Origin of the sequence: Leclercia sp., assembly GCF_036780805.1 — a bacterium.
Classification (GTDB): domain Bacteria; phylum Pseudomonadota; class Gammaproteobacteria; order Enterobacterales; family Enterobacteriaceae; genus Enterobacter.
Genome location: NZ_DAIQCE010000001.1, coordinates 740502 through 758240, shown reverse-complemented (window position 1 = coordinate 758240; position 17739 = coordinate 740502). Strand labels below are relative to the sequence as shown.

The 17739-nt window shown below is 57.9% G+C and carries 18 protein-coding genes; 9 read left to right on the top strand and 9 right to left on the bottom strand.

Features of this window, described 5'->3' with window-relative positions:
- Positions 1-343: 343 nt before the first annotated feature.
- Complete coding sequence (locus V7Q49_RS03515; protein ID WP_333849345.1) at positions 344-1960, bottom strand: peptide ABC transporter substrate-binding protein; 1617 nt, start codon at positions 1958-1960, stop codon at positions 344-346.
- Between the two features lie 185 nt (positions 1961-2145).
- On the opposite strand from V7Q49_RS03515, the gene mpaA reads away from it, so the two are divergent.
- The gene (gene mpaA / locus V7Q49_RS03510) at positions 2146-2859 is read left to right on the top strand and encodes a murein tripeptide amidase MpaA (protein ID WP_333849344.1); all 714 of its coding nucleotides are present in this window, start codon (positions 2146-2148) and stop codon (positions 2857-2859) included.
- Here the strand turns inward: mpaA and ycjG are convergent.
- A complete protein-coding gene (gene ycjG, locus V7Q49_RS03505) occupies positions 2850-3815 on the bottom strand; it encodes an L-Ala-D/L-Glu epimerase (protein WP_333849343.1) in 966 nt (321 codons plus the stop codon). The two genes, mpaA and ycjG, sit on opposite strands and share 10 nt — an antisense overlap.
- A 105-nt stretch (positions 3816-3920) precedes the next feature.
- Between ycjG and tpx the strand changes: the two genes are divergently transcribed.
- The gene (tpx, locus tag V7Q49_RS03500; RefSeq protein WP_032611112.1) at positions 3921-4427 is read left to right on the top strand and encodes a thiol peroxidase; all 507 of its coding nucleotides are present in this window, start codon (positions 3921-3923) and stop codon (positions 4425-4427) included.
- Positions 4428-4466: 39 nt separating this feature from the next.
- Here the strand turns inward: tpx and tyrR are convergent, their stop codons facing one another.
- The 7 genes from tyrR to pspA all read right to left on the bottom strand — a co-directional run bounded on the left by tyrR (position 4467) and on the right by pspA (position 10231).
- Positions 4467-6008: a transcriptional regulator TyrR gene (gene tyrR / locus V7Q49_RS03495; protein ID WP_333849342.1), complete on the bottom strand. Its 1542-nt coding sequence runs from the start codon at positions 6006-6008 to the stop codon at positions 4467-4469.
- A 128-nt stretch (positions 6009-6136) separates the two neighbouring features.
- A complete protein-coding gene (locus tag V7Q49_RS03490) occupies positions 6137-7186 on the bottom strand; it encodes a YcjF family protein (protein WP_333849341.1) in 1050 nt (349 codons plus the stop codon).
- The gene (locus V7Q49_RS03485) at positions 7183-8580 is read right to left on the bottom strand and encodes a YcjX family protein (protein ID WP_333849340.1); all 1398 of its coding nucleotides are present in this window, start codon (positions 8578-8580) and stop codon (positions 7183-7185) included. Before V7Q49_RS03485 ends, V7Q49_RS03490 begins: the two co-directional genes overlap by 4 nt.
- A 111-nt stretch (positions 8581-8691) precedes the next feature.
- Positions 8692-8910 (bottom strand): phage shock protein PspD, encoded by a 219-nt coding sequence (gene pspD / locus V7Q49_RS03480; protein WP_285125832.1) that lies wholly within the window; start codon positions 8908-8910, stop codon positions 8692-8694.
- 14 nt (positions 8911-8924) lie between these two features.
- Positions 8925-9284 (bottom strand): envelope stress response membrane protein PspC, encoded by a 360-nt coding sequence (pspC, locus tag V7Q49_RS03475; protein WP_333849339.1) that lies wholly within the window; start codon positions 9282-9284, stop codon positions 8925-8927.
- On the bottom strand, positions 9284-9508 hold the full coding sequence (gene pspB, locus V7Q49_RS03470; protein WP_333849337.1) for an envelope stress response membrane protein PspB: 225 nt from the start codon (positions 9506-9508) through the stop codon (positions 9284-9286). Before pspB ends, pspC begins: the two co-directional genes overlap by 1 nt.
- 54 nt (positions 9509-9562) lie before the next feature.
- The gene (pspA, locus tag V7Q49_RS03465; RefSeq protein WP_333849335.1) at positions 9563-10231 is read right to left on the bottom strand and encodes a phage shock protein PspA; all 669 of its coding nucleotides are present in this window, start codon (positions 10229-10231) and stop codon (positions 9563-9565) included.
- 166 nt (positions 10232-10397) lie between these two features.
- On the opposite strand from pspA, the gene pspF reads away from it, so the two are divergent.
- The 7 genes from pspF to fabI all read left to right on the top strand — a co-directional run bounded on the left by pspF (position 10398) and on the right by fabI (position 17655).
- On the top strand, positions 10398-11375 hold the full coding sequence (gene pspF, locus V7Q49_RS03460) for a phage shock protein operon transcriptional activator (protein WP_333849334.1): 978 nt from the start codon (positions 10398-10400) through the stop codon (positions 11373-11375).
- Positions 11376-11463: 88 nt separating this feature from the next.
- Positions 11464-13104 carry an ABC transporter substrate-binding protein SapA gene (sapA, locus tag V7Q49_RS03455; RefSeq protein WP_333849333.1) on the top strand — a complete coding sequence of 547 codons (1641 nt, stop codon included), beginning with the start codon at positions 11464-11466 and terminating at the stop codon, positions 13102-13104.
- On the top strand, positions 13101-14066 hold the full coding sequence (gene sapB, locus V7Q49_RS03450; protein ID WP_333849331.1) for a putrescine export ABC transporter permease SapB: 966 nt from the start codon (positions 13101-13103) through the stop codon (positions 14064-14066). Before sapA ends, sapB begins: the two co-directional genes overlap by 4 nt.
- Complete coding sequence (gene sapC, locus V7Q49_RS03445) at positions 14053-14943, top strand: putrescine export ABC transporter permease SapC (protein WP_333849330.1); 891 nt, start codon at positions 14053-14055, stop codon at positions 14941-14943. The genes sapB and sapC overlap by 14 nt, the downstream gene beginning before the upstream one ends.
- Positions 14943-15935 (top strand): putrescine export ABC transporter ATP-binding protein SapD, encoded by a 993-nt coding sequence (sapD, locus tag V7Q49_RS03440; protein ID WP_333849329.1) that lies wholly within the window; start codon positions 14943-14945, stop codon positions 15933-15935. Before sapC ends, sapD begins: the two co-directional genes overlap by 1 nt.
- Position 15936: 1 nt before the next feature.
- On the top strand, positions 15937-16743 hold the full coding sequence (gene sapF, locus V7Q49_RS03435; protein ID WP_333849328.1) for a putrescine export ABC transporter ATP-binding protein SapF: 807 nt from the start codon (positions 15937-15939) through the stop codon (positions 16741-16743).
- A gap of 123 nt (positions 16744-16866) precedes the next feature.
- A complete protein-coding gene (fabI, locus tag V7Q49_RS03430) occupies positions 16867-17655 on the top strand; it encodes an enoyl-ACP reductase FabI (RefSeq protein WP_333849327.1) in 789 nt (262 codons plus the stop codon).
- The last annotated feature ends 84 nt before the right edge of the window (positions 17656-17739 follow it).

Here is a 17739-nt window from a genome sequence, read left to right as displayed (position 1 = left end):
TTAGAACAAGTAATAACAATGAAGCAACTAACTCATGGTCCAAAAATAGACCTCCCTCAAAAGCTTATATTTAATTCCCACCAGCGATAAATATTTAATAAGCGTTATATATTCGCGATACTGATCATTCAGATACATATAAAACAGATCACATACATTAGCGAAATGGATAATATATTAACATCCAGCAACAGCTTTAATAAAAATAGATGAGAATTATTGATTTACAGAAAAAATAAAAGCCAGGATAGGTTCGGGAATAATCTGACATTTAATAAAAAACTGGCGCTTAAACCTGCGCCAGTCCCGGTTATTCCATCCATTTAAAGGCTGTCATAGCCCATCAATGCTTTTCGATATACATCGTGCGGCTATACGCCACGTCCTCCGGGTTGTTAATCGGATACCCTTTCACCCAGGGTTTGATTAAGCGCCCATTGGTGTACTGATAAATCGGCGCGATCGGTGCTTTTTCCGCGAGGATTTTCTCTGCCGTATTGTAATCCGCGTTGCGAGCCTTCGCGGTGGTCTCGAGTGACGCCTGGTTAATCACTTTGTCATAGGCCGGATCGTTGAAGCGGGAGATGTTACCGGTGTGCGTTGAGGTCAGCAGCGAGAGAAACGTCGACGGCTCGTTATAGTCCCCCACCCAGGAGGCACGGATCACATCGAAATTGCCGGTATTACGGCTATCGATATAGGTTTTCCACTCCTGGTTTTGCAGCTTCACATCGACGCCAAGATTCTTTTTCCACATCGACGCTACCGCGATGGCGATCTTCTGATGATTTTCCGACGTGTTGTACAGGAGCGTCAGCTTGAGCGGTTTCTGCGCGTTATAACCTGCCGCCTGCAGCAGCGTTTTGGCCTGCGCGTTCATCTCTTCCTGGCTCATCTGCTCAAACGGGGATGGCTCCGGGGTAAAGCCTGCGGTCACGTCCGGGGTAAAATGCCAGGCCGGTTTTTCGCCAGTGCCCAGTACTTTCTCGGCCATGATCCGCCGGTCGATGGTCATGCTCAGCGCCAGACGCACCCGGGCATCCGCCGTCGGGCCTTTCTGGGTGTTAAAGGCGTAATAATAGGTGCCCAGCTGCGGCGGAGTGTAGACCTGGCCCGGAATGTCCTTCAGCAGCTTCTGATAGAGGTTTTTCGGGAAGGACTCGGTGATGTCGATATCGTTCGCCAGATAGCGTTTGGTGGCAGACGACTCCTGGTTGATCGGAATAAAGGTGACTTTTTGCAGCACCGTTTTGTCGTTATCCCAGTAATGACTGTTGCGCTCGACGACCAGCTTCTCGTTAACCACCCGGTCTTTCAGGATGTAGGCCCCATTGCCCACCAGCGCCCCAGGGCGGGTCCACTCTGCGCTACTCTCCACGTTGGCTTTTTGTACCGGGTAGAAGGCGAAGCTTGCCGTCAGATTGGCGAACCACGGCAGCGGTTTATCCAGCTGAACGCGCAGGGTTCGGTTATCCACTGCGGTCACGCCCAGCTTATCCGGCGTGGCCTTGCCGTCAATAATGGCCTGCGCGTTGCTGATCCCGGCCAGCGCCGCAAACCAGGCGAACGGTGAAGTCGTTTTCGGATCGACCAGGCGCTGCCAGCTGTAGACAAAATCCTGTGCAGTGACAGGGGTGCCGTCAGACCATTGTGCGTTCTCGCGCAGGGTGAAGGTCCAGGCGCGGTTATCGTTACTTTGCCAGCGGCTGGCAACCCCCGGCACAAGCTCGCCCTTTTCGTTCTGGTTAACGAGGCCTTCGAACAGATCGCGGATCACCTGAATTTCGGGCAGCCCTACCGCTTTGGCGGGATCCAGTGAAGCAGGTTCATCTTTAATATGACGCACCAGCTCCTGCTTTGGCGCCAGCGTCGTCCCGGAGGGAACATCCGCAGCAAAAGAATAAGAAGAGAGGCCACACAACCACAGGGCAGAACAAATCAACGAAACCGGATGCTTCATAAGATCCCCTTTGAAATGATGGGTAACGAGCAGATGCGTAATTATTTGTTTCAGAACAGGGAAATGCAAACAACTTCCGTCGGAAAGTTGATATCAGCCGGTTTTGCCCCCGCGCTGAAACTATTTGATTAACCGTGTGTTTTGCACAACACTGCCAGTAGTATAACTCTGATTCAGGAACGTCTATGTCCCTAACTCGCCCAAGAACGGAACGTGGCGCTTTCCCGCCTGGAACCGAACATTATGGCCGTTCATTCCTCGGCGCGCCCTTGATCTGGTTCCCTGCCCCGCAGGCCGATCGCAACAGCGGCCTGATCATTGCCGGAACCCACGGAGATGAAAACTCCTCCATTGTGACCCTCTCCTGTGCCCTGCGCACTCTGGCCCCTGAGCTGCGTCGCCACCATGTGGTGTTAACCGTCAACCCGGACGGCTGTCAGTTGGGGCTGCGCGCCAACGCCCGCGGCGTGGATTTGAACCGTAACTTCCCGGCGGCCAACTGGCGTGAAGGTGAGACGGTCTATCGCTGGAACAGTGCGGCGCAGGATCGGGATGTGGTGCTGCTGACCGGGGATAAACCCGGCTCTGAACCGGAAACGGAAGCGCTGTGTCACCTGATCCACAAGCTGCATCCGGCCTGGGTGGTATCGTTTCACGATCCGCTGGCCTGCATTGAAGATCCAGCCCATACCACGCTGGGACGCTGGCTGGCTGATGCCTTTTCGCTGCCGCTGGTCACCAGCGTCGGATATGAAACGCCGGGTTCGTTCGGCAGCTGGTGCGCGGATTTAGGCCTGCACTGCATCACCGCCGAGTTCCCGCCGATCTCGTCCGACGAGGCCAGCGAGAAGTACCTGAGAGCGATGACCGATCTGCTGCGCTGGGAACCTCAGAGATGAACCACGCCGGTGGTGTAATGCAGCGCCGGTGAAACGTCCACCGCCAGCCAGGTCGGGCCATCCAGATCGGCAAACTGTACCTCGCCCGCCAGCGGTAACGCCGCATTAATCGCCCGCGAGGTGCAGAGCATACAGCCGAGCATCAACGCAAAACCGTTCTCCCGCGCCTCGGCGGCCAGCGCCAGCGCCTCGGTGATCCCCCCGGTTTTATCCAGCTTAAGATTCACCATCTCATAGCGACCTTTCAGGGCGGGCAGGCTCGCACGCGTATGGCAGCTTTCGTCGGCGCAGATGGGCAGCGGATGAATGAAATTTGCCAGCGCGGCATCGTCGCCAGCAGGCAGGGGTTGCTCGAGCATGGCGACATCCAGATCGGCCAGCAGCTGGCAGCGGGCGGCCAGCCCTTCACTTCGCCAGGATTCGTTAGCATCGACGATCAGCGTGGCCTCCGGCACCGCGGCGCGAATGGCGACCATCCGCTCGCTGATCAGGCGATCGTCCAGCTTCACTTTCAGCAGGCGCGCCCCGGCGGCATACAGGGCTTTGGCGCTGGCGGCCATCTGGGCGGGTTCGCCGATCACCACCGTCTGCGCGGTCACCACCGTTTGCGGCAACGTCACCCCGGCCAGAGCGGCTAGCGGGATCCCCTGCTGGCGCGCAGCTAAATCCCACAGGGCACAGTCGATGGCGTTGCGCGCCGCGCCGGGCGGCAATAGCGCCTGCAGGGCTTCCCGGCTAAGCCCTCGCTCAAGCTCCGGCCCCAGCGCCATAATCTGCGCCATCACCGAGGCGATGCTTTCACCATACCGCGGGTAAGGGGTACATTCCCCCACTCCTTTAACACCCTCTTCCTCTATTTCGACCACCACCACGCAGGCCTCGCTCCGGGTACCCCGGGAGATGACAAACGGCGTATGCAATGGCCAGGCTTCTTCATAAACCTTGAGGGTTCTCATCACTCACTCCTGTATAGCGGCTTCGCGTAAATAGGGTTTGCTGTGCTATTGGCTGATGACATACACTAACGGCGACGTTAACTATATGTAAACAGGAAGATAACTATGTCACAACTCGTTCATTTCCAGGGCAACCCGGTTTCTGTTGCAGGATCCATTCCTCAGACTGGCAGCAAAGCGCAGGCATTTACGCTCGTGGCAAAAGATCTGTCTGACGTCGTGCTGAGCCAGTTTGCCGGCAAGCGCAAAGTGCTGAACATTTTCCCAAGCATCGATACCGGCGTGTGTGCCGCATCTGTGCGTAAATTCAACCAGCTGGCGACAGAAATGGACAACACCGTTGTGCTGTGCATCTCCGCCGACCTGCCGTTCGCCCAGTCCCGTTTCTGCGGTGCCGAAGGCCTGAGCAACGTTATCACCCTCTCCACCCTGCGTAACCCGGAATTCCTGGAGCAGTACGGTGTGGGCATCGCTGAAGGCGCACTGAAAGGCCTGGCAGCCCGCGCGGTTGTGGTGATCGACGAAAACGACACCGTCGTGTTCAGCCACCTGGTAAATGAAATCACCACCGAGCCGGACTATGCCGCCGCGCTGGAAGCGCTGAAAGCGTAATACCAAAAAGAAAGCCTCCCTGCGGAGGCTTTCTTGTTTTTACTCGTCACCCTTCTTCTGGCTCAGACCATACTCGCGCAGTTTATTGGCGATAGCGGTGTGAGAAACCCCCAGCCGTTTCGCCAGCTTACGGGTGCTGGGATAATTACGATAAAGCTGCGTCAGCACCGAGCGCTCAAACCGGCTGGTGATGTCATCCAGCGACCCTTCCATCGCCTCTTCGCCTACCGCCACCGTACCGGCGTCGTAATCCGGCAGTAAAATATCCTGGGGCCGTAGCTCATAGCCTTCAAGCTGGGTCAGCGCCCGATAGATCGCGTTCTTCAACTGACGGATATTGCCCGGCCAGCCGTAACGGGTGAGTACCGTGTTGAGATCGGCCGAGAACTTCGGTCGTGGGATGCCCTGCTCATCGGCAAAGCGCGCCACAAACAGCTCGGTCAGCGGCATGATGTCCTGTGGACAATCGCGCAGCGGCGGGATATTCAGCGTCAGCACGTTCAGGCGATAGTAGAGATCTTCCCGGAAGACGCCCTTCTGCACCAGCTCTACCAGATTCTTTTGGGTGGCGCAGATCACGCGCACATCCACATGCACCTCATGATCTTCCCCCACCCGACGGAAGGTTCCGTCGTTGAGGAAACGCAGCAGTTTGGCCTGCATGCGTGGCGACATTTCGCCAATCTCGTCCAGCAGTACCGACCCGCCGTTAGCCTGCTCAAAGAAGCCTTTTTTACCTTCCGGGGCGTGGCCGAACAGCTCGCTTTCAACCGCATCTTCCGGGATAGAGGCACAGTTCAGCGCCAGGTAAGGTTTAGCCGCGCGCGGCCCTGCCTGGTGTACCGCATGGGCCAGCAGATCTTTGCCCGTACCGGTGTCGCCGGTGATCAGCAGCGGTGCCGCCAGATTCGCCAGCTTGCGTGCCTGCTCTACCACGTGGCGCATTTTCGGGCTGACGGCAATAATCTGGCTGAAGGCGCCGACATCCTGGCTCGACAGGTTTTGCAGCTGACGTCCCATGCGCACGGTGGAGCGGAGCATGATCACCGACCCGGTCAGGGTGCGGTCGTCGTTGTCGCCCTGCAGGTAGACCGGGGTGATCTCCATCAGGAAGTTCTGCCCGTTGATGATCACATGCTCGCTGTGGGTCGTTCGCGGATTACTCTCCAGCCAGCGCTGGAAGTTGAAGCCGGGGATCAGCTGAGCGGCATTTTGACTGCTCAGTTTCTCCTGCTCCTGGGCAAACAGCTGGCAGCTCGCCAGGTTGGCCCGGTCAATTTTGCCCTTCAGATCCAGGGATAAGAACGGCTCCGGCATCGCTTCCAGCAGCGCGCTGAGGGCCAGATGCTCACGCTCGGAGGGCATCCACGGCACGGTGCGCACGTCCGTAACGCCAGCGATACGGCGGATTTCAGCCATTAAACTGCTGAATGTATCGAATGCAATTTCGGCAAAGTTCAGGTAAATCTTCCCGATAGGGTCGATCTCAATCCCGCGCAGATCAATGCTACGCAAAACAAGGAGATCGAGTAACTCGCGAGTCAGGCCGAGACGGTCCTTACAAAACACTTCCAGACGCATGGGAAAATCACTCTATAAACCAGTAACTCTGAAATGATAAGCCAGATATCGGCGATCGGGAAGAAGGCTGTCAACAAATATTGACAGCCTGTGAGGCGAGTGGCGGAATTATGTGCGAGGCGGAATGGTTACTGCGGTTTTTTGTTGAGTGTTTCTTTCAGCTGGCCGATTAATTCCCGGCGGAAATCGCCCAACCGTGGTTTATCGTCCGCTGTCCACGGCAGAGGACGGCACAGCTCCATCGCTTTAATCCCCAGCCGTGCGGTGAGCAGTCCGGCACCAATCCCCTGGGCCGCGCGAGCCGACAGGCGCGCGGCCAGATCCTGCGACATCCAGTCCATCCCCACTTCGCGTACCACCTCACTGGCCCCGGCAAAGGCCATATTGAGCAGCACCAGGCGGAACAGACGCAGGCGGCTGTAATAACCCAGCTCAATGCCATACAGTGTGGCGATGCGGTTGATCAGCCGCAGGTTGCGCCAGGCGATAAAGGCCATGTCCACCAGCGCCAGCGGGCTGACGGCGATCATCAGGGTCGATTCCGCCGCCGAACGGCTGATCTCTCGCCGCGCCTGACTGTCCAGAACCGGCTGGACCAGATGGGCATACAGCGAGACCACTTCCCGGTCGTTCTGCGTTTCATGGATCGCGGCGTACCAGCGTTGCAGTGCCGGATGAGACTGATCGAGCCCGGCCTGTTTCGCCAGTTTTTCGCAAAACGCCCGTCCGTTACCGGTACCGTGGCTGTGGAGCAGATCCCGGGCTTCGTCACGCTCGTGCGCGCGCTGGCGCAGTCGCCATAAGCGTCGCCATTCGGTGGCGATGGAGCCCACGCCCGCACCGACAATCAGAGCGCCTGCCGCGCATCCGCTCAGCGCCACCCAGTCCTGGGTCTGCCAGGCATCGATCGCCCATTGCACGCCCTGCCCCACCACCGTAACGCCGGTCAGCAGCAATCCGGCGCTGACCATTTTACGCCACAGGCTGCGTTTAGGGCGCAGCGCAGCCTCGACCACGGCTTCTGCCTGCCCCTCTTCGGCGGGGAGCATATCGGCTACTATCGGAGCAAACTGCCCGGCCTGAGTCGTATCAAAAGTCTGTGCCGCCTTAAAGGCCTCCTGCTGTTCCTGCTCCAGCGTACCGCTAAAATCCATGCGCGGTTTTAAGGGTTCGGTCATCGCAATTTATCTCCAATTAAAAACTCCAGCGCGGCATCGAGACGAATATGCGGCAACGGCTGGTCAACATTCATTGTCTGCGGACGGAAAGCTTCGAACTGGAAGCCCTGCTTTTGCCAGAATGCCTGGCCGGGCAGCCGGGCAGGCACCTCGCCAGGATAAACCGTCAGCGGGGCACCATCGCTGAGCCGATGCCCGCGCAGCGCCGGGATTTTTTCTCCATTGACGTCAATCAACCCGCTCTGGGTAGACTGCACCGAGGCCAGCCCCAGGCAGTCCATGCTGATGCCCTCAAACGCCGCGTTCTGCCATGCATCCTGCACCAGCTGTTGCAGGAGCGACACCATATTGGCGTGCTGATCCACAGTGAGGTGATCGGCCTTGGTGGCGGCGAACAGCAGTTTGTCGATCACCGGTGAGAACAGGCGGCGAAACAGCGTGCGCTGCCCATAGTGGAAACTCTGCATCAGTTGAGTGAGCGCGAGACGCATATCGTTGAAGGCCTGCGGCCCGCTGTTGAGCGGCTGCAGGCAATCCACCAGCACAATCTGGCGGTCGAAGCGTAAAAAGTGGTTGGTGTAGAATCCCTTCACCACTTTTTCGCAGTAGTAGTTGAAGCGCTCGCGCAGCATCCCGGCGTTAGAGTGTTTATCCGCCTGGGCAAGCTTCGATTCACCGAAGGCGTCCACGTCCGGCCAGGGGAAGAATTGCAGCGCCGGGGCACCGGCCATATCCCCCGGGAGCACAAAGCGGCCGGGCTGGATAAAGTGCAGTCCCTCTTTTTTGCATTGATGCAGGTAATCGGTCCAGGCTTCCGAGATGGCCGCCAGCCGATTTTCGTCGGCGGGTGCCAGCGGATCCAGCCCCTCACACAGTGCGCGCCAGCGGGCCGACCACTCCGCGCGCTGCCCCTGCAGCAGGCCGGTCATCTGTCGCGACCAGCTCAGATAATCCTGGGTCAGCATCGGCAGATCGAGCAACCATTCGCCGGGATAATCGACGATCTCCAGATAGAGGGTGGAGGTCTCTTTAAAGTGACGCAGCAGCGAATCGTTGGAACGATAGCGCAGCGCCAGGCGTATTTCGCTCACGCCGCGGGTCGGGGTAGGCCATGTCGGCGGGGAGCCATACAGCTGAGCCAGCCCTTCGTCATAGGTAAAACGGGGAATGCCAAAATCGCGTTGGGGTACGCGCTTCACGCCGAGCAGGCGCTCTTCGCGCACGGCGCTCAGCAGCGGTAAACGCGCCCCGGCATGCAGATTGAGCAGTTGATTGACCATCGCCGTGATAAAGGCGGTTTTGCCGCTGCGGCTCAGTCCGGTGACCGCGAGGCGCAAATGACGGTCAACCCCGCGATTGACCAGAGAATTGAGTTCATTTTTAAATCGCTTCATCGCCATCCTGTTCTGCCTGAAGGAATTATTGTTCTGAGAAATATGACATGGGGACAAGGAGAAGGGAATAAAAGCGCCGCAACGGCACGTCCAGCGGTGTGCCGTTGCGATCTATTTCAGTTTACCGGAGAGCCGGTTCGCGAGCTTTTTCAGCATCGGCTCCAGCGCCACCGCCAGCAGCATCCTGACGGGTTTACGGGCGACCGATTTGATCGCCCAACCCGCCACGCCTGCCGGACCGTAACGCAGGGCGGTGAGTAAAACCAGCTTACCTGCGAATTTCAGGCCCGGCTTTACCTGCTGCCCGGCCTGTTGCCAGCGTTGATTCATAGTCGATCTCTCAATTAAAGCTGACGAAAACGGCTTCGCAGCGAGAACGTATCAGAGGTGACATACCGCTCCATCTCGCGCAGGCGTTGCTCACCTGCCGAGAGTTGGGCATCCACCGCGTCCAGCAGCTCGCTGCTGGTTGGGGCGTTTTCATCGCTCATCGCGCTGTCCGGCATCGGATCCAGCACGAAGGATAAAATGATGTAGGCCACCAGGGTAATAAAGGCCAGCCCGAAGAAAATGGAGAGCACCGTCACCACCCGCACCAGCTTCACTGGCACGTCGAGGTAGTGCGCCAGCCCGGCACAGACGCCGCGTACCATTCCCTGTTGGGGGATACGCCACAACTTTTTATTCAGGTTCAGTCTGGCCATTAGCGATCCCTCCAGTTCGGATGTTCCGCATCCAGGATCGCTTCCAGCGCCTGAATACGTTCACGCATTTTATTTGCGTCCTGAGTTAATTGCGCCAGACGCTGCTGTTCGCCTTGCGACAGCTCCCCCCGGGAAGAACGGTTGCTGTAATGCAGCCACAGCCAGATCGGCAATACAAACAGCACGAAAATGGTCAGCGGAATGGCAAGAAAAAGCGCGCTCATGTCTACTCCTTGTCTTACGATGAGTGGCGGCGCCAGCCGGCGCCGCAGGTGTTATTATTGATTGTCTTGTTTCATTCTGGCCTTCAGCGCGGCCAGTTGCTCGCTGATTTCATCATCCGCTTTCAGGTCAGCAAACTGCTGATCCAGCGTCTTCTGTTTGCCAAAGCTGTGGCTTTCGGCTTCGGCTTCCATCTGATCGATACGGCGCTCAAACGACTCGAAACGGGCCATGGCTTCGTCAATCTTGCCGCTGTCGAGCTGACGGCGCACGTCGCGGGAAGAGTTTGCCGCCTGATGGCGCAGCGTCAGCGCCTGCTGGCGGGCGCGGGTTTCGCTCAGTTTGTTCTCCAGCTCCGCAATCTCTTTCTTCATGCGGGCCAGGGTTTCATCCACCAGCGTGACTTCTTGTTCCAGCGTGACCACGATGTCGGTCAGCTTCTGCTTCTCGATCAGCGCCGAGCGGGCCAGATCGTCTTTATCTTTACGCAGCGCCAGTTCCGCTTTTTCCTGCCATTCGTTCTGCTGGGCGGTGGCCTGTTCAATGCGGCGTGAGAGCTGCTTCTTCTCAGCCAGCGCACGGGCAGAGGTGGAACGCACTTCGACCAGTGTATCTTCCATCTCCTGAATCATCAGACGCACCAGCTTCTGCGGATCTTCCGCCTTTTCCAGCAGCGAGTTGATGTTGGCGTTCACGATGTCGGCAAAACGAGAAAAAATACCCATAATTGAATCCTCACATTTCTGTTATCGGGCTAAGCCCTGCTGTTTAGCTAATACAAATCCCGTGCCAATTTTTTATCTTATTGATTTTACGTAAGGTGATTGCTTTTCAACCCGTTCCAGCCTACTCTCGCTTGGTGAATTACACCAAAAAAGGGTTAATTTCATCATGGCTGAATTTAAAGATACATTACTTGGGGAAGCCAATAGCTTTCTTGAGGTACTGGAGCAGGTTTCGCGCCTGGCACCGCTGAATAAGCCGGTACTGATTATCGGCGAGCGCGGTACCGGGAAAGAGCTGATTGCCAACCGCCTGCACTATTTATCCGGACGCTGGGACGGGCCGTTTATCTCCCTGAACTGCGCCGCGCTGAACGAAAATCTGCTCGATACCGAACTGTTCGGCCATGAGGCAGGTGCTTTTACCGGCGCGCAACGGCGCCACCCCGGGCGTTTCGAGCGCGCCGACGGCGGGACGCTGTTCCTCGACGAGCTGGCCACCGCCCCGATGCTGGTGCAGGAAAAGCTGCTGCGCGTGATTGAATATGGCGAGCTTGAGCGCGTGGGCGGCAGTCAGCCACTACAGGTAAATGTGCGTCTGGTGTGCGCCACCAACGCCAATCTGCCGGAGATGGTTGAGCAGGAGCGGTTTCGCGCCGACCTGCTCGACCGTCTGGCGTTTGACGTCGTCAACCTGCCGCCGCTGCGCGAGCGGCGCAGCGATATCATGCTGCTGGCAGAGCAGTTTGCCATTCAGATGTGCCGCGAGCTGGGTTTGCCGCTGTTCCCTGGCTTCAGCCAGCACGCCCGCGAAACGCTGCTCGACTACCGCTGGCCAGGCAATATCCGTGAGCTGAAAAACGTGGTTGAGCGTTCCGTCTATCGCCACGGCAGCAGCGACACCGAGCTGGATGAGATTGTGATCGATCCTTTCAATCGCCCCACGCTATCCTCAGCCAGTAAGCCCCACGCCGCAGCGCCGCTCACCCTGCCGCTGGACTTGCGCCAGTTTCAGCATGAGCAGGAAAAGCAGCTGCTGGAGCAGAGTCTGCAGGAGGCAAAATTTAATCAGAAACGCGCGGCTGAACTGCTGAGGCTGACCTACCATCAATTGAGGGCATTGCTCAAAAAGCATCAAATGCGCTGACAATATCAGCACTTATCCGCAGACATTTTTACGAAGCAGGTGTAAGTGCGATACACTTTGCAGATCGTCACTAAAAACCTTAAAAATTATGCGTCTGGTTTTCTCGTCCCTGATTGCGCTCTGTCTGTTAAGTAGCCAGGCTTTTGCTGCGCCCACGCCTGCGGATCGCGCCGATATTCGCGACAGCGGCTTTGTCTACTGCGTCAGTGGGCAGGTCAATACCTTCAACCCGCAGAAAGCGAGCAGCGGCCTGATCGTCGATACCCTCGCCGCGCAGCTGTACGATCGCCTGCTGGATGTCGATCCCTATACCTACCGCCTGGTGCCGGAACTGGCCGAAAGCTGGGAAGTGTTAGACAACGGCGCTACATACCGTTTTCGTCTGCGTGACGATGTGAACTTCCAGACCACGCCGTGGTTTAAACCCACCCGTAAACTGAATGCGGATGATGTGGTCTTCACCTTCCAGCGCATCTTTAACCGCGACCATGCGTGGCACTACGTCAACGGCGGCAGCTTCCCCTACTTTGACAGCCTGCAGTTTGCCGATACGGTGAAAAACGTGCGCAAGCTGGATAACCGCACGGTGGAGTTCACCCTCGCCCGTCCGGATGCCTCCTTCCTGTGGCATCTGGCGACGCACTATGCCTCGGTGATGTCCTCCGAATACGCCACCCAGTTGACCCTGCAGGACAAGCAGGAGCTAATGGATCGCCAGCCGGTAGGCACCGGGCCGTTCCAGATCGCCGAGTATCGCGCCGGGCAGTATGTGCGCCTGCAACGCCACGAGAAGTTCTGGCGCGGCAAACCGCTGATGCCTCAGGTCGTGGTGGATTTAGGCTCCGGCGGCACAGGTCGATTATCGAAACTGCTCACCGGCGAGTGCGATGTGCTGGCATGGCCCGCCGCCAGCCAGCTGACCATCCTGCGCGACGATCCACGTCTGCGCCTGACGCTGCGTCCGGGGATGAACATTGCTTATCTGGCGTTTAACACCAATAAGCCGCCGCTGAACAACCCGGCCGTGCGTCACGCTCTGGCGCTGGCGATCAATAACCAGCGTCTGATGCAGTCAATCTATTACGGTACCGCAGAAACCGCCGCCTCAATCCTGCCCCGCGCCTCGTGGGCTTACGATAGCGAGGCTAAAATTACTGAATACAACCCGGATAAATCACGCGAGCAGCTCAAGGCGCTGGGGGCGGATAACCTCACTCTGCAACTGTGGGTGCCCACCAGCTCCCAGGCCTGGAACCCGAGTCCGCTGAAGACCGCCGAGCTGCTGCAGGCCGACCTCGCCCAGGTGGGCGTCAAGGTGGTGATTATCCCGGTCGAAGGCCGTTTTCAGGAGGCGCGCCTGATGGACATGAATCATGATTTAACCCTTGCAGGCTGGGCAACCGACAGTAACGATCCGGACAGTTTCTTCCGGCCGCTGCTGAGCTGCGCGGCGATCGATTCACAGACCAACTATGCCCACTGGTGCCATCGCGAGTTTGACGACATTCTGCGCAAAGCGCTGTCGACCCAGCAGCTGGCGGCGCGCATTGATGCCTATGACGAAGCACAAAATATTCTGGCTAAAGAGCTGCCGGTGCTGCCGCTGGCCTCCTCCCTGCGTCTGCAGGCGTACCGTTACGATATTAAAGGCCTGGTGCTCAGCCCGTTTGGTAACGCGTCCTTTGCCGGCGTCTCCCGTGAGCAGCAAGAAGAGGTGAAAAAACCGTGATTATTTTTACCTTACGTCGGCTGCTGTTGCTGCTGATCACCCTCTTCTTTCTGACCTTTGTTGGCTTCAGCCTGAGCTATTTCACGCCCCACGCGCCGCTGCAGGGTGCCTCCCTGTGGAATGCGTGGTGGTTCTGGTTTGAAGGCGTGCTGCACTGGGACTTCGGCGTCTCCAGCATTAACGGCCAGCCCATCGCCGAGCAGCTGAAGGAGGTGTTCCCCGCCACCATGGAGCTGTGCATCCTGGCGTTCGGCTTTGCGCTGGTGGTCGGGATCCCGGTCGGGATGCTCGCCGGGATCACCCGCAACAAGTGGCAGGATAAACTCATCAGCGCCGTCGCCCTGCTCGGCTTTTCGGTTCCGGTATTCTGGCTGGCCCTGCTGCTGACGCTCTTTTTCTCGCTGACGCTTGGCTGGCTGCCGGTGTCCGGGCGCTTCGACCTGCTGTACGCGGTGAAGACGGTCACCGGTTTCGCGATTATTGACGCCTGGCTCTCAGATTCGGTCTGGCGCCATGAGATGATTATCAGCGCCGTGCGTCACATGGTGTTGCCGGTGCTGGCGCTGGCCGTTGCGCCGACCACCGAGGTGATCCGCCTGATGCGCATCAGCACCATCGAGGTGTTCGATCAGAACTATGTCAAAGCCGCCGCCACGCGCGGCCTGTCGCGGCTGACGATTCTACGTCGCCATGTCCTGCATAACGCCCTGCCGCCGGTGATCCCGCGTCTTGGCCTTCAGTTCTCCACCATGCTGACCCTGGCGATGATCACCGAGATGGTCTTTAGCTGGCCGGGTCTGGGACGCTGGTTGATCAACGCCATCCGCCAGCAGGACTACGCGGCGATCTCCGCTGGCGTGATGGTCATTGGCGCGCTGGTGATTATTGTTAACGTGATATCCGATATTTTGGGCGCTATGGCTAACCCGCTGAAACATAAGGAATGGTATGCCTTACGATAGCGTATACAGTGAAAAGCGCACGCCTGGGGCGTTGCGCACCGCGTGGCGTAATTTCTACGGCGACACCACGGCGATGATCGGCCTGTACGGCTGCGGCGGCCTGGTGCTGCTGTGCGTGCTGGGATCCTGGTTTGCCCCCTATGGCATCGACCAGCAGTTTCTTGGCTATCAGCTGTTACCGCCCTCCTGGTCGCGCTATGGCGAAGTCTCGTTCTTCCTCGGTACCGATGACCTCGGGCGCGATGTCTTAAGCCGACTGCTGAGCGGCGCGGCGCCCACGGTCGGCGGTGCCTTTGTGGTTACCCTGGCGGCCACGCTGTGCGGTCTGTTGCTCGGCATTGTCGCCGGGGCAACCCACGGCCTGCGTTCGGCGGTGACAAACCATATTCTCGATACCCTGCTCTCTATTCCGTCGCTGCTGCTGGCGATTATCGTAGTGGCATTCTCCGGGCCACATCTGATCCACGCCATGTTTGCGGTGTGGCTGGCGCTGCTGCCGCGCATGGTGCGTTCGGTCTATAGCCTGGTTCACGATGAGCTGGAAAAAGAGTACGTGGTTGCTGCCCGTCTGGATGGTGCCACCACCTTAAATATTCTGTGGTTCGCGGTACTGCCCAACATCGCCTCCGGGATGGTCACCGAGATCACCCGCGCCCTGTCGATGGCGATCCTCGATATCGCCGCGCTCGGTTTTCTCGATCTGGGCGCGCAGCTTCCTTCCCCGGAATGGGGGGCGATGCTGGGCGATGCGCTGGAGCTGATCTATGTGGCACCATGGACGGTAATGCTGCCGGGTGCCGCGATTATGATTAGCGTGCTGCTGGTAAACCTGCTTGGCGACGGTATTCGTCGCGCCATTGTGGCGGGGGTGGAATAATGCCGTTACTGGATATTCGCAATCTGACGATTGAATTTAAAACCGGCGAAGGCTGGGTGAAAGCGGTTGATCGCGTCAGTATTACGCTGAGTGAAGGCGAGATCCGCGGCCTGGTCGGCGAGTCAGGATCGGGCAAGAGCCTGATTGCCAAAGCCATTTGCGGCGTGGCAAAAGATAACTGGCGCGTCACCGCCGACCGCATGCGCTTTGACGATATCGACCTGCTGCGTCTCTCCGTCCGCGAGCGACGCAAGCTGGTAGGCCACAACGTGTCGATGATTTTTCAGGAGCCGCAGTCCTGTCTCGATCCGTCGGAGCGGGTAGGCAAACAGCTGATGCAAAACATTCCCGCCTGGACCTATAAAGGCCGCTGGTGGCAGCGTTTTGGCTGGCGTAAACGCCGGGCCATCGAGCTGCTGCACCGGGTGGGGATCAAGGATCATAAAGACGCCATGCGCAGCTTCCCCTATGAGCTGACCGACGGCGAGTGCCAGAAAGTGATGATCGCCATTGCGCTCGCCAACCAGCCGCGCCTGCTGATTGCCGACGAACCGACTAATGCAATGGAGCCCACCACTCAGGCGCAAATTTTCCGCCTGCTCACCAGACTTAACCAGAACAACAACACCACCATTTTGCTGATCAGCCATGACCTGCAGATGCTGAGCAAATGGGCGGATAAGATAGACGTGATGTACTGCGGCCAGACCGTTGAAACCGCGGGTAGCGAAGAGCTGGTGACCATGCCGCACCACCCCTATACCCAGGCGCTGATCCGCGCTATCCCCGACTTTGGCAGCTCCATGCCGCATAAAAGCCGCCTCAACACCCTGCCGGGGGCGATCCCGCTGCTGGAGCAGTTGCCGATCGGCTGTCGGCTGGGGCCGCGCTGCCCTTATGCGCAGCGGAAATGCATTGAAACCCCACGCCTGGCCGGGCCGCGGAACCATCTTTTTGCCTGCCATTTCCCGCTGAACATGGAGAAAGAGTGACATGGTCGAAACCCTGCTGGAAGTGCGCAACCTGAGTAAAACCTTTCGCTATCGCACCGGTCTTTTTCATCGCCAGACCGTCGAAGCGGTGAAGCCGCTGAGCTTTACCCTGCGCGAAAAGCAGACTCTGGCGATCATCGGGGAGAACGGTTCGGGGAAATCGACGCTGGCGAAAATGCTGGCCGGGATGATCGAACCCTCCGATGGCGAAGTCTTAATTGATGACCATCTGCTGAAGTTTGGCGATTATTCGTTCCGCAGTCAGCGGATCCGCATGATTTTTCAGGATCCCTCAACCTCGCTGAACCCGCGCCAGCGTATCTCGCAGATCCTCGATTTCCCGCTCCGTCTGAATACCGATCTTGAGTTTGAAGCGCGACGTAAACAGATTATTGAAACCCTGAGGATGGTCGGGCTGCTGCCGGATCACGTCAGCTATTATCCGCACATGCTGGCCCCCGGTCAGAAACAGCGTCTGGGTCTTGCCCGGGCGCTGATCCTGCGGCCAAAAGTGATTATCGCTGACGAAGCGCTGGCCTCGCTGGATATGTCGATGCGTTCACAGTTAATCAATCTGATGCTGGAGTTGCAGGAGAAACAGGGTATTTCGTATATCTACGTGACCCAGCATCTGGGGATGATGAAGCACATCAGCGATCAGGTGATGGTGATGCATGAAGGCTCGGTAGTGGAGCGCGGCAGTACCGCGTCGGTGCTGGCTTCGCCGCTTCACGATCTGACAAAACGCTTAATCGCCGGCCATTTTGGTGAAGCCTTAACCGCCGATGCATGGCGCAAAGATCGCTGACCTACCGCTGCACAGAGTGGTCGGATTACACTGTTTGCGACACATGCTATTATCGCCGCGTTTTAACGACGGTTGTCTGTACCGAAGACAGCCGCCACAACATTGATTAAAAGGATTAGAGCTATGGGTTTTCTTTCCGGTAAGCGGATTCTGGTGACTGGCGTTGCCAGCAAACTGTCCATCGCATACGGTATCGCACAGGCGATGCATCGCGAAGGCGCTGAGCTGGCATTCACCTACCAGAACGACAAGCTGAAAGGCCGCGTAGAAGAGTTTGCCGCGCAGCTGGGTTCCAGCATTGTTCTGGAATGCGACGTTGCACAAGATGAAAGCATCGATGGCATGTTCGCTGAGCTGGCAAAAACCTGGCCGAAATTTGACGGTTTCGTTCACTCCATCGGTTTTGCACCTGGCGATCAGCTGGATGGCGACTACGTGAACGCGGTGACCCGTGAAGGCTTCAAAATTGCTCACGACATCAGCTCCTACAGCTTTGTGGCGATGGCAAAAGCCTGCCGCAGCATGCTGAACCCGGGCTCTGCCCTGCTGACCCTCTCCTATCTGGGTGCTGAGCGCGCCATCCCGAACTACAACGTGATGGGTCTGGCGAAAGCCTCTCTGGAAGCCAACGTGCGTTACATGGCGAACGCCATGGGTCCGGAAGGCGTGCGCGTGAACGGGATCTCTGCGGGTCCAATCCGTACTCTGGCCGCGTCCGGCATCAAAGACTTCCGTAAAATGCTGGCGCATTGCGAAGCCGTTACCCCAATCCGCCGCACCGTCACCATCGAAGACGTGGGTAACTCCGCGGCGTTCCTGTGCTCTGACCTCTCTGCTGGCATCTCCGGCGAAGTGGTTCACGTTGATGGCGGTTTCAACATCGCCGCAATGAACGAGCTGGAAATCAAATAAGTTCGTCACCTTCCCGCTGCGGCGGGAAGGTTTTGCCCGCCTGTTCGCCCCGTTTTTCCCCTCGTTATTCCGTTCCGCTATTTG

Bases quoted from the DNA above. Each gene is read 5' to 3' on its own strand.
- tpx (WP_032611112.1), top strand. From the start codon at position 3,921: ATGTCACAACTCGTTCATTTCCAGGGCAACCCGGTTTCTGTTGCAGGA.
- sapC (WP_333849330.1), top strand. From the start codon at position 14,053: ATGCCTTACGATAGCGTATACAGTGAAAAGCGCACGCCTGGGGCGTTG.
- sapA (WP_333849333.1), top strand. From the start codon at position 11,464: ATGCGTCTGGTTTTCTCGTCCCTGATTGCGCTCTGTCTGTTAAGTAGC.
- pspF (WP_333849334.1), top strand. From the start codon at position 10,398: ATGGCTGAATTTAAAGATACATTACTTGGGGAAGCCAATAGCTTTCTT.
- V7Q49_RS03490 (WP_333849341.1), bottom strand. From the start codon at position 7,186: ATGACCGAACCCTTAAAACCGCGCATGGATTTTAGCGGTACGCTGGAG.
- pspC (WP_333849339.1), bottom strand. From the start codon at position 9,284: ATGGCCAGACTGAACCTGAATAAAAAGTTGTGGCGTATCCCCCAACAG.
- mpaA (WP_333849344.1), top strand. From the start codon at position 2,146: ATGTCCCTAACTCGCCCAAGAACGGAACGTGGCGCTTTCCCGCCTGGA.
- pspD (WP_285125832.1), bottom strand. From the start codon at position 8,910: ATGAATCAACGCTGGCAACAGGCCGGGCAGCAGGTAAAGCCGGGCCTG.
- sapF (WP_333849328.1), top strand. From the start codon at position 15,937: ATGGTCGAAACCCTGCTGGAAGTGCGCAACCTGAGTAAAACCTTTCGC.
- V7Q49_RS03485 (WP_333849340.1), bottom strand. From the start codon at position 8,580: ATGAAGCGATTTAAAAATGAACTCAATTCTCTGGTCAATCGCGGGGTT.
- ycjG (WP_333849343.1), bottom strand. From the start codon at position 3,815: ATGAGAACCCTCAAGGTTTATGAAGAAGCCTGGCCATTGCATACGCCG.
- V7Q49_RS03515 (WP_333849345.1), bottom strand. From the start codon at position 1,960: ATGAAGCATCCGGTTTCGTTGATTTGTTCTGCCCTGTGGTTGTGTGGC.
- sapD (WP_333849329.1), top strand. From the start codon at position 14,943: ATGCCGTTACTGGATATTCGCAATCTGACGATTGAATTTAAAACCGGC.
- fabI (WP_333849327.1), top strand. From the start codon at position 16,867: ATGGGTTTTCTTTCCGGTAAGCGGATTCTGGTGACTGGCGTTGCCAGC.
- pspB (WP_333849337.1), bottom strand. From the start codon at position 9,508: ATGAGCGCGCTTTTTCTTGCCATTCCGCTGACCATTTTCGTGCTGTTT.
- pspA (WP_333849335.1), bottom strand. From the start codon at position 10,231: ATGGGTATTTTTTCTCGTTTTGCCGACATCGTGAACGCCAACATCAAC.
- tyrR (WP_333849342.1), bottom strand. From the start codon at position 6,008: ATGCGTCTGGAAGTGTTTTGTAAGGACCGTCTCGGCCTGACTCGCGAG.